Origin of the sequence: Asaia sp. VD9 (genome assembly GCF_037150015.1) — a bacterium.
GTDB lineage: Bacteria > Pseudomonadota > Alphaproteobacteria > Acetobacterales > Acetobacteraceae > Asaia.
The window spans coordinates 174,464-190,707 of record NZ_JBBCQM010000002.1 but is presented as its reverse complement, the minus strand read 5'-3'; the positions used below and the strand labels follow the sequence as shown (position 1 = coordinate 190,707).

The 16,244-nt window shown below is 61.1% G+C and carries 13 protein-coding genes; 5 read left to right on the top strand and 8 right to left on the bottom strand.

Annotated features, from left to right (window positions below; all coding sequences use genetic code 11):
- Positions 1-210 precede the first annotated feature (210 nt).
- Together WFJ47_RS03250 and WFJ47_RS03245 are read right to left on the bottom strand one after the other, a co-directional pair.
- Complete coding sequence (locus tag WFJ47_RS03250) at positions 211-2,322, bottom strand: hypothetical protein (protein WP_127100504.1); 2,112 nt, start codon at positions 2,320-2,322, stop codon at positions 211-213.
- Between the two features lie 705 nt (positions 2,323-3,027).
- Positions 3,028-3,312: a hypothetical protein gene (locus WFJ47_RS03245; RefSeq protein WP_127100508.1), complete on the bottom strand. Its 285-nt coding sequence runs from the start codon at positions 3,310-3,312 to the stop codon at positions 3,028-3,030.
- A 342-nt stretch (positions 3,313-3,654) separates the two neighbouring features.
- Here WFJ47_RS03245 and WFJ47_RS03240 point away from each other — a divergent pair, with 342 nt between their 5' ends.
- On the top strand, positions 3,655-4,902 hold the full coding sequence (locus WFJ47_RS03240; RefSeq protein ID WP_127100510.1) for a dicarboxylate/amino acid:cation symporter: 1,248 nt from the start codon (positions 3,655-3,657) through the stop codon (positions 4,900-4,902).
- Positions 4,903-5,174: 272 nt separating this feature from the next.
- Here WFJ47_RS03240 and WFJ47_RS03235 read toward each other — a convergent pair whose 3' ends face one another.
- Positions 5,175-6,581: an amino acid permease gene (locus WFJ47_RS03235; RefSeq protein WP_233581929.1), complete on the bottom strand. Its 1,407-nt coding sequence runs from the start codon at positions 6,579-6,581 to the stop codon at positions 5,175-5,177.
- A gap of 331 nt (positions 6,582-6,912) precedes the next feature.
- Between WFJ47_RS03235 and WFJ47_RS03230 the strand changes: the two genes are divergently transcribed.
- On the top strand, positions 6,913-8,535 hold the full coding sequence (locus WFJ47_RS03230; protein WP_336760844.1) for a dihydroxyacetone kinase subunit DhaK: 1,623 nt from the start codon (positions 6,913-6,915) through the stop codon (positions 8,533-8,535).
- A gap of 118 nt (positions 8,536-8,653) precedes the next feature.
- On the opposite strand, the gene WFJ47_RS03225 is transcribed toward WFJ47_RS03230, so the two are convergent.
- Both WFJ47_RS03225 and WFJ47_RS03220 read right to left on the bottom strand, forming a co-directional pair.
- On the bottom strand, positions 8,654-9,421 hold the full coding sequence (locus tag WFJ47_RS03225; RefSeq protein WP_336760843.1) for a GntR family transcriptional regulator: 768 nt from the start codon (positions 9,419-9,421) through the stop codon (positions 8,654-8,656).
- 109 nt (positions 9,422-9,530) lie between these two features.
- Positions 9,531-10,547 carry an alcohol dehydrogenase catalytic domain-containing protein gene (locus WFJ47_RS03220; RefSeq protein WP_336760842.1) on the bottom strand — a complete coding sequence of 339 codons (1,017 nt, stop codon included), beginning with the start codon at positions 10,545-10,547 and terminating at the stop codon, positions 9,531-9,533.
- A gap of 389 nt (positions 10,548-10,936) precedes the next feature.
- Between WFJ47_RS03220 and WFJ47_RS03215 the strand changes: the two genes are divergently transcribed.
- Both WFJ47_RS03215 and WFJ47_RS03210 read left to right on the top strand, forming a co-directional pair.
- A complete protein-coding gene (locus tag WFJ47_RS03215; RefSeq protein ID WP_336760841.1) occupies positions 10,937-11,719 on the top strand; it encodes a hypothetical protein in 783 nt (260 codons plus the stop codon).
- A gap of 47 nt (positions 11,720-11,766) precedes the next feature.
- Entirely contained in the window at positions 11,767-13,083 is a 1,317-nt protein-coding gene (locus tag WFJ47_RS03210) for an FGGY family carbohydrate kinase (RefSeq protein ID WP_336760840.1), read from the top strand.
- A 79-nt stretch (positions 13,084-13,162) separates the two neighbouring features.
- On the opposite strand, the gene WFJ47_RS03205 is transcribed toward WFJ47_RS03210, so the two are convergent.
- The 3 genes from WFJ47_RS03205 to pstS form a co-directional block, all read right to left on the bottom strand.
- Entirely contained in the window at positions 13,163-13,984 is an 822-nt protein-coding gene (locus WFJ47_RS03205; RefSeq protein WP_336760839.1) for a fructosamine kinase family protein, read from the bottom strand.
- A 2-nt stretch (positions 13,985-13,986) separates the two neighbouring features.
- The gene (locus tag WFJ47_RS03200; protein ID WP_127100524.1) at positions 13,987-14,454 is read right to left on the bottom strand and encodes a low molecular weight protein-tyrosine-phosphatase; all 468 of its coding nucleotides are present in this window, start codon (positions 14,452-14,454) and stop codon (positions 13,987-13,989) included.
- A gap of 213 nt (positions 14,455-14,667) precedes the next feature.
- The gene (gene pstS, locus WFJ47_RS03195) at positions 14,668-15,660 is read right to left on the bottom strand and encodes a phosphate ABC transporter substrate-binding protein PstS (protein WP_336760836.1); all 993 of its coding nucleotides are present in this window, start codon (positions 15,658-15,660) and stop codon (positions 14,668-14,670) included.
- A gap of 107 nt (positions 15,661-15,767) precedes the next feature.
- On the opposite strand from pstS, the gene WFJ47_RS03190 reads away from it, so the two are divergent.
- Complete coding sequence (locus WFJ47_RS03190; protein WP_336760835.1) at positions 15,768-16,139, top strand: DUF4870 domain-containing protein; 372 nt, start codon at positions 15,768-15,770, stop codon at positions 16,137-16,139.
- Positions 16,140-16,244 lie beyond the last annotated feature (105 nt).

Below are 16,244 nucleotides of genomic sequence, written 5' to 3'. Positions count from 1 at the left end.
CAGAGCGGCAGAACGGGAAGAAACCGTCCCTTGAGTGACGTCGCCTTTACGGGCGCGTTGAGAGGGGCGATCGGCTGCAAACGAGGTGTCATGTTGTCCCTATTAGACTGGCACTGGCCGCGTGTCGAAATCCCCGATCGCGGTACCCGCGCCCGGCTTCAACAACAGTTCATATCGCGCCCGCCCGATCACGCCAAGCGGGGCAATGATTTATCCGTTGGGGAGACTGACCCGCTCAAGCAGTTCGCGCAACCAGGCCTGCATGGTGTCGGGCAGGAAGGCATGGCGCGCCATGATGCCAGAGATCGTCACATCCGGCACGAGACGCAGCAGATGACGCTTGACGCGCTCGGCCTCCTCGCTCACGCCCTGCCCCGCCAGGGCGACGAGGTAATAGAGCACCCCGGCGGCACTGCGTGGATAGAGGCTGACGAAAGCGGCACCAGCCTGGCGCGCCTCTTCGGAGTTCCCCGACGCCTTGAGCACGAAAATGCTGAAGGGCTCCGAGAGAACGGCCAGAGGCTGCGAAGCGCGCAATGCCCGGAATTGCTGAATTTCGTCCAGCGCGACAGCCTTGTTGTCCGACAGCAGGGCCTGGATGGCCTTGAGCGCGTGGATAGACGGCGAAATCGCGATAGCCGGGAAAACACCTCCGGCACCGGTATATTCCGCCGTGAGGGCTCTTGCCTCGTCCAACTGTCCTGGGGTGAAGGTACGCGTCAGCATCGACAACCAGACACCCAGCGGGTTGGCGCGCAACTGTACCGCCACGTAGCCGGCAGACGCCGCTATATCCTCCATGTCTTCCTGCGCATTGCCCGACCAGTCATCGAGATACAGGAAAAAACGGATCAACGAGCGGACATACAGGACAAAAACCGATTCCTGATCGAGCTGATAGGCACGCTCGACCAGATCTTCGAGTTCCGACCCGAGCGTGACGTCGCAGCGCAGCAACAGCGTCAAGGCCCGAATGGCCATCTGGAACGCCGAAAGCTCCGCGATGGGACGCGACATCATGCGCTGTCCCTCGGACATGAAGAGCGACCACTGAAGCGACTTCATGACATAGAAAAGCAGGGCGCGCTGCGCACGCGTGTCACGCGGCAATTCGAAACGGTCAGCCCAGACGACGCTTCCCTCCTGACGCAGGCTCAGCAGACGTATGATCACATAACCTTCGGAAAGCTCGTCATGCTCGCAATTGGACCGTACCAGCCCAGAGATGACATAGTCGGTCCCGGGATTATGGGTATTGCCCAGAAGCGGGCCGGTTTCGCCTTGGGGCGTGGCTGGAAAAGGCACGACCGTGAAGGTTTGCAGCCCGACGAGCTTGACCTCGAGGCGCTCCGTCAGCTCTGCGGCGAGCCCCTCTGCATGATCACCCCCCGTAGCCTTGAGTGGCGATACAGCGATGGAGCCAAGCGTGCGCGGCATGGGCGCAGGTGAGAGGAACCCGGCCTCACTGCCATTGCCGCCGAAAAGACCCGAGCTTTCGACATGGATATCCGCATGCACCAGAGCGGGATCGGCTTCGGAGACGCCGCCATGGTGAGTCTTGGCATAGGCATCGAAGGCGATGCGTTCCTGCAGACCCCGCACCAGCCCCATGGTCGCAGGGCCGGGAACGGTGCCAAGCTGATCCTGAAACAGCTGCACAACCTGATCGCCAAGCGCCGCAGCCTGAGCATACTCACCCTTGGTCACCCAGGCCTGGATACGGGCGCGCCACGCTGCCTCATTCAATCCGTCACGCAGCAGGAGATGATCAGCCGTCTCGAGAATGGCATCCGGATCGACCTGTGTCCGCAGCGCGCTCTCGAAAAGCTGGTAGATATGCCGGTTCAGGCGCGTTCTCTGCCCCTCGATCCACTCATTGAATGCTGGATCGATCCCATTGAGTTCGCCAAGCAGGACTTCACTCGGAGGAGGGAGCTCGCGCAGGATAGACTTGCCACCATTGAGGATACGTTCCACATCGACCGAGGTCAGGGCAGGCTTGAGCGCGAGCGTATGACGCTGCACGTCGATCACATCCACACCGAGCGGGCTCAGCGCATCGAGAAGACGATGAATCTCCTGACGCAGCGAGGCTCTCGCGAGATCATCCGGGCGCCGGCTCCACAATAGTTCTGCCAGATGGGAACGCGCTACAGGCTTGCGATCGGAGAGTGCCAAAATGGCAAGCAGACCCTTCGTCTTCCCGCCAACGGGAAGAACGCTTTCACCTGTCAGCGTCGTCGCTTCCATGCGCCCGATAAGGCGCAGACGCAGCAGGGTAGAGTCGGTTTTTGCAACACCTCGGAGGGCAAGATCGAACATTACTTTACGCTTTCTCTTCTCAGCACCTTATATCACATTCCCTGTCGCTTATTTTTACGAAACGTTTTCTCTGATTAGGTATCGCACGTTGTTGATCGTGAAACCTGCGATAACAGGAGCGTGGGTATCGGCTACAACCTTTTGGGGAAGAAACACAGTAAATCATCCTTCCCAAAATGCGGGGCAAAAGTTTCTGCCCTCTGCCTATCGGCTTTGAGACTTACTAAACAAAGTTATAATAAGATGTGTTTGAAGTATTGCAACCGATCACCGGGAACAGAAAAAGTTGAAGGCTCGGCGCTTGCCTGGCCGACCCGCTGCCCGTAGAATGCTTATGGTTGTCCGCGTAGCTCAGCAGGATAGAGCACAGGATTCCTAAAATTGGGCGCCATACACGGAAACGTTATGGTGGATCTGCTCAAATTCGGGGAAAGCTCTGGCCTTGCGCCGTGCCAATCCCGAGCCAAACACCGCCCTGTCAGGGCGGTGGAGGTGTAGAGACTGTACGGGCAGCGCCTGTCGTCCGGTTCTGCCGGGCCATGGTGAAGAGACAGTCCAGACCACGAACGATCTGCGATGACCCCGGTCGCGCAGCATCGGCGGCGAAAGTCGAAGTGGTATGAATCCTGGGGCCGTGGGTTCGAATCCCGCCGCGGACACCATCATTACCAATGTTTATACTCCCCGACAGGGGACGAATAGTTTTCAGAGCGCGACAGTCTGGATTTCGGGCACGAAAATCGCGTGAAGCAAAAGCGCGAGCAGAACAAGCGCGATCAGAATACCGAAAAGCTTACCGAACAGACGAAACGCCGTAATAACGAGCAAGAGAAGTAAAAGCGCGAGCAGCGCGGTCTGTATCTGATGCGGCACCCCGAGTGAGGCCAGCACCCTGCGCGCAGTCTCCTCGATAAACGCGATCACGGAGACGATGAGGGTGAAGAGACCCATGATCAGTCCCACGATCACTGCCAGCGTATTCTGTATCACCGCAGCCGTCCCTCCGTTTGAGCCGACCCAAGCGGCCTTGCCTGATCAAGCATATGACCGAGATTACCCGTTCCCACAACGCAGGAATGAGGGAGGAGGCCGCACTGGCAAGGCGTCGTCTTGCCTCTCAACGGCGCTTAGCGACGTCACTTGCGTCCGTTTTCCCCGTCACCCACACCGCCCCAGCAAGAGAGGCGCGACCACGCTTCCTGGAACGCGTCAGGGTTTGCCTGAGCAGAGTTCCCCGGCGTGACCGATATCGCCCGCCCATGACTGGTCATTTGGTGTCCGGACCGATTCTGGCCTAGACCAGCCCCATCTGACACGCAGGGAGGCCACAGGATGAAGCGTCTGAGCATGACCACCATCATCGTCATCGCGATGCTGCTCGGCATATTCGTGGGGGGCTCCGCCCATGCGTTGATCGCGGATACTGTGCAACAGCAGCATTTCGCCCATTATATGTCGATCGGCTCCACGGTCTTCCTGCGCCTTATCAAGATGATCATCGCCCCGCTCGTGTTCTCGACTCTCGTCGTGGGCATCGGCCATATGTCCGACGCTGCAACGGTCGGGCGCGTGGGTGCCAAGGCGATGATCTGGTTCGTTGGCGCTTCGCTCTTTTCGCTCACGCTGGGCATGATTCTGGTCAATCTCTTCGGCCCAGGGGTCGGCATGCATCGCCTCCACGGTGTCGCGACCTCGCCGCTGGCAACCGATGGCATGTCGCTCGACAGCTTCGTCAAGCATATCGTGCCAGATTCCGTCTTCCGGGCCATGACCGATAACGAGATCCTCCAGATCGTCGTGTTTTCGGTCTTTTTCGGCGTGGCCTGCGCCTCGATGCCCGAGAAGTCACGGGTCATCATGGAATGGACCGAAAGCCTCTCCCAGATCATCCTGAAGGTCACGGGCTATGTCATGATGCTGGCACCGGTCGCCGTGTTCTGCGCCATGGCCGCCACCATCACGACCAACGGGCTCGGCGTGCTCATCAATTACGGCAAGTTCATGGGTGAGTTCTACATCGCCATGGCGCTGCTCTGGTGCGCCCTGATTGCTGCCGCCTTCCTGATACTGGGGCGCCCGGCCCGACGCCTGATCGGGCTCATGCGCGAACCCTTCCTGCTCGCCTTCTCCACCGCGAGTTCAGAAGCCGCCTATCCGCTGATGCTCGATCAGCTCTCGCGTTTCCCCATCTCGCGACGGATTTCGTCCTTCGTTCTGCCCCTGGGCTATTCCTTCAATCTCGACGGCACGATGATGTATTGCACCTTCGCGAGCATCTTCATCGCCCAGGCCTATGATATCAGCCTGCCCTGGAGCACGCAGATCGTCATGCTCCTGACGCTGATGCTGACGAGCAAGGGAGTGGCCGGCATTCCACGCGCGTCCCTGGTCGTGATTGCGGCAACACTCAGCCAGTTCAAGCTCCCGGAAGAGGGCGTCCTGCTGATTCTCGGGATCGATACATTCCTCGATATGGGGCGCTCCGCGACCAATGTCGTCGGGAATTCTCTTGCGACGGCCGTCGTCGCGAAGTGGGAAGGCCAGAACCCAGGAAATCCCGCCCCGGCTGCAGAGGCCTGAAACCCGGGACGCTCATGCCGGAAAGCGGCTCGTCACACGGCACGAATGTCGCGGCGGGCAGCCCGCGCCCAGAGCGATCATGCGTTACAGCTACGGGATGAAAGATCGGCGGCTCGCTCAGAGCGGTACCGCCGAGGCTCCTAGAAAGAAGCCAGTCGTGTCGCGGTGTCCCTACAACGACACCGCGGGCATATCCCGAGGGGAAAACTTCCCTCAAGCGCATTCTCGAACTCAAATCGCCCCTTCAGCAAGAGGGGCGTCGGCCCCTTGCTTCAGGCTTGACGCCGAGCCAGGGCAATCAGACCCCACCCACCGGCGAGCACCGCCGCAATGAGCGGTATGGCCATGACCGTGTAGGTCCCTTCCGGGTAATCCAGCCCCATCATGACCACCACAAAGCCCAAAAAGCCGAGGGTCAGCCAGGCCGTATAGGGTGCGCCGGGCATACGGAACCCGGCGCTCTCGACCTCACCCGTATTGACCAGCTTGCGCAGGCGTATCTGGCAGATCAGGATGAAGCTCCAGGTACTGATGATCCCCAGCGCCGCCACGTTGAGCACGATCTCGAACACACGTGCCGGAATAAGGTAGTTCAGTCCCACGCCGATCAGATAGACCGCAACAGTGGTCAGAATGCCGACATAGGGCACCGACTGTCGGTTCATCTTGGCCAGAGCGCGTGGGGCTGAACCACCCAAGGCAAGTGCGCGAAGAATGCGTCCGGTCGAATACAGGCCCGAATTGAGGCTCGACAGAGCGGCGGTAAGCACGACGATATTCATCACCGTATCCACGTGAGGGACGCCGAGAGCCTGAAAGAAGGTGACGAAAGGGCTGACCCCCTTGTGATACGCGTTCCAGGGCAACAGGCAGACCAGCAGGATGACCGAGCCCACATAAAACAGGCCGATACGGTAGATCACGCTGTTGATCGCCCGGGGAATGATCTCGCGCGGATTGGCGCACTCGCCAGCCGCAGTGCCGACCAACTCGATCGCTGAATAAGCGAAGACGACACCCTGCATCAGGAACAGCGCCGGCATGATCCCGTGGGGAAAGATACCCCCGTTTTCGGAAATCAGATGGAAGCCAGGCACCTGCCCGGCTACCGGCATCTTCAGACCCAGAACCACGCATCCGAAGATGAGGAACAGGGCAAGGGCCACGACCTTGATCAGCGAGAACCAGAATTCGAGTTCGCCGAAATAGCGCACCCCGATCATGTTCATGGTGCCCACGATCCCGAGGGCCACAAGAGCGAACACCCATTGCGGAACGTGATCGAAGGTGCCCCAGAAATGCATGTACAGCGCAACAGCGGTGATATCGACGATGCCTGTCATGGCCCAGTTCAGGAAGGACAGCCACCCGGCGGCATAGGCCGCCTTTTCGCCCAGAAACTCACGTGCATAGGACACGAAGCTGCCGGCACTCGGACGATACATGACCAGCTCGCCCAGCGCGCGCAGGATCAGGAAGCAGAAGATGCCGCAGACCAGGTAATCGATGGCAAGAGACGGACCCGCCTGTTGCAAACGTGTTCCGGCTCCGAGAAAAAGTCCCGTGCCGATCGCGCCACCGATGGCGATCATCTGGACCTGACGGCGGCCCAGATCCTTGTGGTAGCCCTCATCCACTTGCGGAGGCGGATGATGATGCGACTTGGATGGAATGTCCAAAACTCTGTAATCCTGACCCAGTTGACGAAATTTCTTGTATAATCGTAACGAATTCCTCGGCCTCTGCCAATCGTTTACATGATCGGGGCGGCAGAGGTCGCCAGGCTGAAATCCAGAGCACCCGGGGAATGATGTCAAGTCGCCCAACACCACAGGCAGCCCCGCTTGGCCGCATCAAGGCGGCTTCACACGGTCTGGTAGTCAGATGTCACATCAATGTGTCTTTCATCACATCGATATGTCATATTCCTGATCCCAATCCCCTCTTACGCTCCTCCACCTGAACGATCTTCGAGGCCAGGAAGCCTCTGATACCGTGGTGGAGAAGAGAATGAAGCGGTTCTTCAACAAGCGCGAAACGATTGTGACGGAGGGGCTGGAGGGCCTGCTTCGCTCCTCCAGCGGCGCCGATCTCTGCCGGCTCGATGGCGCAGAGGATATCCACGTCATTCTGCGCCGGCATTGGAACAAGGATCGCGTTGCCGTGCTCTCGGGCGGCGGATCGGGCCACGAGCCGGCCCATGCCGGATTCGTCGGCCGGGCCATGCTCACCGGAGCCATATGTGGTCAGGTTTTCGCCTCGCCCGGCGTGGATGCCATTCTGGCTGCCATACGCGCCGTCACGGGCGATGCGGGCTGCCTGCTCATCGTGAAGAACTATACGGGCGATCGCCTCAATTTCGGGATCGCAGCCGAGCAGGCAAAGGCCCTCGGGCTCAAGGTCGAGCTGGTGATCGTGGGCGATGACATCGCTCTGGGGCGCACGGACAGGGCGCGTGGCATTGCCGGAACGGTGCTCGTCCACAAGATCGCCGGTGCCGCCGCGGAATCCGGACAGTCGCTTGACGCGGTCGCCGCGCTCGCCCGCAAGGTCGCAAGCGGGCTCAGTTCCATCGGACTGGCTCTGAGCGATTGCAACGTGTTCACCCCGGACCAGCCCCCGAGACTGGGCGAGAACGAGGCCGAGCTGGGCCTTGGCATTCATGGGGAACCCGGCGTCGAGCGCATTCCCATGGACAGCCTCGACAGGCTGATGGCCCGTACCGCCGACAAACTCGAGGCCAGCCTGCCGAAAGAAGGCAAATTCATCATCCTGCTCAACATGCTCGGTAGCGTCCCCCCTATCGAGGCCCTCGCGTTGCTGGACGGTTTCTCCCGTACCGCTCTGGCTGAACGTACCGCCTGGATCATCGGCCCGGCTCCGCTCATGACGGCGCTGGACATGAATGGCTTCTCCCTCACCGCCCTGCCCGCTGAAACGGCGTTTGTGGACGCGCTGGCAGTTGAGGTCGGTCCAAGGGCCTGGCCGGGTATGGCGCGTTATGCACCCGTCGCCACCCTGCCCTCGCCTGAACTGCCTGAAACCTTTATCGACGCGCCCTCTGATGCCCCGCTGCTACGCAAGCTGATCACGACGGGTGCCGAAGCCCTGCTGAGCCACGAATCCGCCCTGAACGCGCTCGATGCAAAATGCGGGGATGGCGATGCCGGCTCGACCTTCGCCGAATCCGGCAGACAAATCCTCAAATCTCTCAATTCCCTCCCCCTTGCTGCGCCGCAGAAGGTTCTCGCAACGCTGGGCCGGTTGCTGGCGCGGCATAGCGGTGGCTCGAGTGGTGTACTGCTCTCGATTCTCGCCACCACAGCGGGGCGAGAAACCGACTGGCGCAGTGGGTTACAGAAGGGGGCGGCGCAGATGCAGGCCTATGGCGGAGCCAAACCGGGCGATCGCACGATGCTCGACGCGCTGCTGCCCGCCATTTCGGCGCTGGAAGCCGGCAAATCGCTTGGCGATGCTGCTGAAGCCGCACGGGCCGGTGCCGATGCCACACGGCAAATGACGGCGCGGGCTGGGCGCGCCTCCTATATCCCGGCCGAACAACTCGCCGATATCCCCGATCCAGGCGCCGAGGCGATTGCAGTCTTATTCGAGGCGATGGCGAAAGCGCTCTGAAACGTCAGAAAGGGGGGATGCAAAGCCTGCTTCCCTTTCCGGCGCCTGGGGACGCCCTTTTCACTTCTTGGTTTGCGCCACTCCCCTGCCTGCCCGAACGCCGCCTCCCGGGCAGGGATCAGAGCGCATTCACATCGACTTCGAGCGGGATCAGATCGCTCCTGACCCAGGCCTCGTACATGTCGAAGCGCGTACCATCAGGCCGCCAGGAGACTGAGCGCACGCGCAAAAGCGGTGCCGCACGACGTATATCGAGCGCGTGTGCAATCTCACGCGGTGCAGCGACCGCCATGATCGACCGATGGGCCCCTTGGAGTGGATAGCCCGACCGCGCCAGCAGGCTGCTCAGCGAAGAGCGTCCCTCGAGAACCTCCCGACCTGAAGCAAGCACCGGAATAAGCGCAGGAGGGCTGTAATTGATGCTGTAGAGCGCGGGCACATCGCGCAGCGCGCGAAGGCGCACAAGTTCGTATCCTGCGCTTTCCTGGGCGAGCTCGAGCGCAGTGCAGGCGCATTCGGGCAGGATCGTCTCTCCTGCCTTCAATACCGCCGTGCTGACATCGTGGCGGCCATGACTCAAGACGGTTTCAAGAAACCCCTTATCCCCCTGGATCATCCAGCCCTGCGGCGCCTCGATTGCGCATACGAAAGCGCCGCGCCCGGAGATACGCTGAATCAGACCGCGCGTCTCGAGTGTCTGAAGCGCCTGCCTCACCGTCGCCCGGGACAGTTCGAACCGCGTGCACAGCTCATGCTCGCTCGGAAGGCGCGCGCCTGTCGCGTATTGGCCGGAAGCGATGAGCGTCTCGAGATAGGAGGAGAGTTGGGCATAGTAAGGCGTCGTCGACAGGCGATCGATCGTGCCGTCCGGCAGGGATGTGGTCATGCGGGGAGTTCCGGTCTCTCTCGTCAGCGTCTCGACCCCGCATGTTAGCACGGAAAATCCTCAATGCAGGTCAGGCGCGATTCTCGGGCCCTCCCTTTTCATCTGCTCCTCAGGGAGAGGGATTGCAGCGTATCAGGACCTTGCGGGCCATTTCGGAACGGGCCGTGGCAAAAGCCTCTCGCGCCTCGTCAAGGGCGAATACATGACTGACAAGCCCCTGCAACGCAGGCGCAAGCATCGTCATGACCTCGATCGCCCGACCATAGGCTCCTGAAAGCGATTGAGAGCCGATGAGACTGAGTTCACGATCGAACAGGTCGAAAGGCGTGAGAACAATCTGCGCCTCGGGAGCGCAAACACCCATCTGTATCAGCACACCCCGGGGGGCGAGGCGGTCAAGCGCATCGGCCACCGCAGCAGGATGGCCGCTCGCTTCGATAACAAAACGCACGTCGCGCCGGTTCTCCCGCTCGCCAGGAGCAAAAGCGACTTCAGCGCCCAACTCGAGTGCCGCCGCACGGCGTGTGGCGCTGGGCTCGATCACCTCGATGCGCGCCGCTCCCTGATGGCGGGCCAGGGCGATCGCAAGGAGGCCGATACTTCCCGCCCCATAAACCAGGACGGAGGCGTCTTGCAGGGTGGGAGCCCGCTCAAAAGCATGGAGCACGCAGGCAAGGGGCTCGATCAACGCCGCCGCCTGAGCATCGAGCGATTGGGGAAGCAAGTGGACGATTTTTTCAGGCACCGCCACAGCCTCGGCAAACCCGCCATCGATCGTGACCCCAACAGGCACGAGATTGGAGCAGAGATTGAAAGCGCCCTCGCGACACATGGAGCACGTGCCACACGCAATATTCGGATCCACGCAAACCCGTGCCCCAATTGCGAAGCGCGTCACACCGGGGCCAATGGCCAGAACACGCCCGGAGAATTCATGACCTGCGATGCGGGGGAAACGCCCAAGAGGATATTCCCCATCGAGAAGATGGAGGTCTGTTCCGCAGATCCCGACCAGTTCCGGCGCGATCAGCACCTCGCCCGGCCCCGCAACGGGGCTCTCCCGATTTTCGAGGCGCATTCCGCCCTCGTAACCGCTCGTTCTGCCGTCAAATACCAAAGCACGCATGGCGTTTATCCTGAGTGAACCTATCCGGCAGACAGCGTGATATCCCAATGCCCGTGCTCGAAGAATGCCACGGACGATCGGGATACGCGCGCTGAAGCGCAATCGCAGCTCCTACCTTGACGCCTACATAACAGCGTTCTCGATGCAGACCATCCTGTACGGACAGTACGGATGATCAGCACTTTGTGAAAAGTGCCCAAACTGCTGCATTTTCAAAGACCTCTGCCCGCACCGGTGTACTCGAACACCGGTGCGAGCCGATTTTGCCGGTTGACCATCACGGGAAAGACGCGCTTCTTTCGACCTGTACGTACAGACCGTACAATTCATCGGGCTTCTGTAGAGGCGGCCCGAATGAACCCGTATCGTCCAGTCCAGGAACCCGTTTCATGTCCATGACCTATCGTTTGCGCCGCACTCTTCCGAGCCACCGCGCCGCCATCATCATGCCTGTCGATCATGGCCTGATCTTTGACAGGATCGAAGGGCTCGAAACCCCCTCATCGCCTTTTGCACGATGGGCCGGGCTGGGTGTCACGGGCTTCATGCTGACGCCGGGCCAGGTACGACAGACAGAGGCATTCTTCGCCGCGCATCCCGAGCTGACCCGCGTGCTCACCATCGACACCTATTACGATTACCGCCAGCTCGATGGCGGCGGAGCGCATGACCTGATCACCTCCGTCGAAGACGCCGTGCGCCTGGGGGTAGACGCGGTCAAGATGCTCTTCCCGTGGAACATGTCGAACAAGGAGCGCGTCGCGCTTTGCCATCGGGCCGGGAAGGTCATTTCCGCCTGCGATCGCTGGGATATTCCTCTCGTGCTCGAGCCCGTCCTGATTGGCGCGCCCCGCACCGAGGAAGTGATCATCGAGGAAGAGAAGATCGCTCGCATCGCCTATGATCTGGGCGCACACGTGGTCAAGATCGCTTTCCCTGGAGAGGCCCGCACCAAGCGCCTTGTCGAGGAATTGCAGGTTCCGCTCGTGATCGCAGGCGGTCCGCTGGCCGGCACCCCCGAAGACACACTGGACGCCGTAGGCCAGACCATTCGCGCCGGGGCACGTGGCGTTATCGTTGGGCGCAATATCTGGCAGCGTGACCAAAAGACCGCGACCCGGCTCCTGGACCAGTTGAACACGCTCGCGCAGTCGGTCACCTTCAACGACTGATTACAGCTCAACCGCATGATCGGCCCGAAAGGGGCGGAGAGATCGTCATGGGAATCGAACATGTGGCTGCCGGTCTCGATATCGGCAGCACCAATCTCAAGGCCCTGGCCATCACGCGAGAGGGAAGAATCATCGGGCGGGCCTGCCTGCCAACGCCCCGGCGCACGGCCGACAGAATGATCGATGCGCGCATTCTCGTGACGGAGGCAACATCCCTGCTCGGGCAGATTTGCGGGACTGATTATCGCATCGCCGCCATCGCCTCGGCAGGTATCGGTGAGGATGGCATGCTGGTTGATCCGTCGCTTGCCCCGCTCACCCCGGCTTTGCCCTGGTTCGATACCCAGCGTCACGCATTATTCAAGCGCTTCGCGTCGCGCCTCCCCCCCTGTGACGCGGCAGGCATCGTCGCCGATCCGTTTCGCACCCTGACGGGCTGGTACTGGGCCCGGCAGCAACCCGGCCATGAACGGGCAAGGCACTGGCTGTCCGTCACGGATTACGCCGCATGTTACTGGAGCGGCAGGCCATTCATCAGCGATACGATCGCCGCCCGGAGCGCTGCCTTTCTGCCCAGAACACGCCGCTGGGCGGATGACCGTGTGGCTTTGACCTTGGGCAATGTGGCATGGCTCCCCCCCGTCCTGCCCACGGGGAGTGTCGTCGGTCCCGTCCGGCACCCGGCACCCGGCGTCTCTTCCCCCTTTGCGGCAGAGGCGGTGGTGGTGGCAGGGGGACATGATCACCCCGTCGGAGGCTGGGGAATCACCCAGATCAACGCTAACGCCATTCTGGATTCGATGGGCACGGCAGAGGTCGTGGCCATGCAGATGCCAGAATATCCAGCGACTGAAATCAGCGCCTTCGATCTTGCACCGGGCATTCTGTCCCAGGGAGCAACGGTCATGCGTGTCGAGGAACTGGCGCGCAACCTCGCCTGGGCTTCTGAGGATGAAGCCACAGGCAACGCGATCAAGGCACTTTTCTCGGGCGCCCTCACGCCCGATTCCTGTCTCGATGAGACCTATTTCACGCCAGGAGGTCATGGCGGATACGCGCCCGCCTATGCGCCCTCTCTCCCAAACTCCCCGCTTTCGCGCGCCTCGGCGGTCACGGGCGCCCTGGCACGCATCGGCAATCAGGCGGTGGAGCGTCTCGCGGCTTTGCGGGATACGCCGTCATCCTTGTATGTTTCGGGAGGCTGGTCCCGTGCGCCAGGCTGGATCGCCATCAAGCGACGCTTTTCTTCTCGGGCGTTCGATGTCGTGCGCGAGCCGGAGTTGACCGCCGCAAGCGCCGCCCTGCTGGCCGCACGCGCCATCGGCTGGGCGCCGGATGTACCTACCCTTCTCATGCCAGGGTGAATGCGGCGCTCTTTTGACACGTCCAGCACCGCAGCCGATGAAGGCGCGGTGCCGAGGCGGGCCTGATCGCGGGCCTTGCCTAGAGTTCAAGCGCATCCAGAAGGGCTGTGACCATACCGAGATAAGACGTTCCGAAGAGCCGGTAATGCACCAACGCCGGGAACAGGCGATACACGCCAATGGCGCGCTCATATCCCTCAGGGAGGGGGCCGTAACTCTGCCAGAACCCCGCAGGAGGCGCCGAAAACAGGGTCAGCATGGCGAAATCGGCACTCGCATCTCCGATGACACAGGCCGGATCGATCAGGACGGCCTCCTCCTGTCCAGAGGATGCAGAAGAAATGAGGACGTTCCCCCCCCAAAGGTCACCATGCAGCAGGGCGGGACGGGGTGTCTGGGGCAGGAAACGGTCGAGCGTACCCGCAAGATGGTTCACACGCGCAGCCAGTTCCCTTGGCAGGAAATCCAGACATGAACGCAGGCGATGCTCTGCCCAGAACAGGCGCCAATCGGCGGTCCAGCCGTTGCGCAGCGCCATCGGACCGAAAGCGTAATCCTGATCCCAGCCATAACGGGGCGGCTGTGGGGCCTGATGCAGACGCGCCAGGCTTCGCCCGAGCACCCGCCAGCCCTCCTCGTCGAGCCTGCGGGGCGTCACATATTCCAGAACGAGCAGATCTGCCTGCACCGCCAGCACCTGCGGTGTTCGCGCGCCTGATTGCCGAAGAGCCTCAAGCATGCCCGCCTCAACCGGCGAGTGCGCACCCAGCTTGACCACAACCGAGCGCTCATCATCAAAACGGAGCTGCCATATCTCGGACAAATCTCCCCCACCCAAGGGGGAGGCTTCGAAAGACCCCGCTTCGCCGATCAGCCTCGCGGCCGTCTCAAGCCGCGTCATGCTCAGGAATCGAGCGTGAAGCTGGCCAGATGCGCGCAGCCCAGCGCGATCTCCTGCCACGCCGTCTCGAAATCAATATCCTTGCCGTAGAAGGGATCGGAGATCTCCTCACCCACGCGCTCAGGCACATAATCGAGCAGGAGACGTATGCGCTCCTGTTCCGCCTTGGGTGCGAGGCGGCGCAAGGCTCTCATATGGCCGGAATCGAGGGCGATGATATGGTCAAAGCGGCTGAAATCATCTTCCTGCACCTGACGGGCCACGTAGGAGTCAATGTCCAGACCATGACGTTTGGCCACGCGGCGCGCCCTCAGATCCGGTGCCTCGCCCACATGCCAGACACCAGTCGCGGCGGAATCGATATCGAGCGTCAGGCCGCGCTTGGCCGCCTCAGCCCGCATGGCGGCTTCTGCCAGGGGAGAACGGCAGATATTGCCTGTGCAGACGAAAAGGAATGAAGGCAAAGGCATAGGCTCTATCCCGCGCGGTCTTTGTTTTGCCCAAAACCAGAATTGGCGTACCGGCCTCGGGAGGAAAAGCCAGAATAGACAGCCCGACGCGGTTGAAAATGCCACACCCTATCAAGACTTTGCTACCGGAGCGGTCGGGAACTATTCGCAATTATCGACGCTACGCGCCCTCAAAGAGGCGCAGGCGTGACGCCCCCCTCAACTCGTTTTATCCTAATGGGCCCATCCAGCCAGGCAATCCTCGCGCACCGCCTCCGGGACCGGAATATAGTCGAGACGTTTTGCCTCCTCATTCCCTTCTCTCAGCCCCAGTTCGAAAAAACGTTTGACCTCAGGACGGGTCTGACTGGGGACGATGGCATAGGTTGCGCTCATGATCGGCCAGGCATTCGCGCCCGCGCTATCGAGCAAATCGACCACATGCCCCTGTGCGTGCTGCCAGTCGGCCTGCGCAGCCGTGGCTGCAAAACTGGCCGGGGTCGCCGCCACATAGGCGCCGTCATGGCTCCTGAGCTGCGCCATGGGGATATGATTGTGGCTGGCATAGGCATATTCGACATATCCTATGCCGCCGATCGTCTCATGCACGCTGGCCGCCACCCCGTCATTACCTCGTGCGCCTGCCCCCTCTGTCCAGGCAACCGAAGTGCCCGCACCGATTTTCGCTCTCCATTCCGGCGAGACATGCGACAGGTAGGAGGTGAATACGAAACTCGTCCCTGACGCGTCGGCGCGGTGAATGGGGGCCACATCGGCGTCAGGCAGTTTGAGCCCCGGATTTTGCGCCTGAATGCGCGGATCGTTCCATTCAGTGATGCGTCCGTCATAAAGCGCTGCCAGCGTAGGACCGTCGAGATGAAGCACCCCCGGAGGCACATCGGGGACATTGACGATCACCACAATAGCTCCGAGCGCGGTCGGAAACTGTAGAAGCTTGTGCTCCTCCAGCAGCGCCTTGGACGCAGGCTTGTCAGAGGCTCCGAAATCGACAGTACCTGCCACGACCTGATTGAGCCCGGCCCCTGAGCCGACACTTTGGTAGTTGACGCTGATTCCGGCCTTGTCACGCGCGAGCGTGCCCCAGCTTTCGTAGAGCGGGGCTGCAAAGCTGGAACCGGCTCCCGTGACGCTCTGCGCCTGCGCGCAGGAGAGGGAGAGCGAGGCAGCGAGACCCAGAAACAGCACAGGGCGCGAAATCGAAATCATGGCACCGATCATTTTTCTTTATCGACATGAACCTGCATCGGGATATTCTGCCCGACGCGACCCGACCTGAATTCTAGCACAGCACAGTAAAAGGACTGAAATCGCCCATGCAATCCGGTTTCACACAGGCCTGGCCGACCTCTCCGCGCGCTGAGCGCTCACGACGCTGGGCATGGATCGTCCATATCCTGTTCATCGCCTCCTTCTTCTGCGGCATCACCAGTATTCCCGGTGTGATCGTGGCCTATATGAAGCGTGGTGAGGCGCAGGGCACGATCTATGAGAGCCATTTCATCTATGCCATCCGCACGTTCTGGCTAGGTCTTCTCGGCGCGGCAATCTCGGGCGTGCTCTGCTTCGTCATTGTCGGCTATGTCCTGTTCGGCCTGCTCTTTGTCTGGTGGCTCATCCGCGTGATTCGCCCCGTCATTGCCCTCGTCGATGAAGCACCCATGCGCAATCCGCGCGGCTGGTTCTGAGTACGCTTTTATCAGTCCGGGCGGAGTTTCGCCCGGCTTCCCTGGCCTGACTCTCTGCCCCATCCCCGTGGACTGCTTGTTTGACGGGGAAGCAGGCCGTTCCTT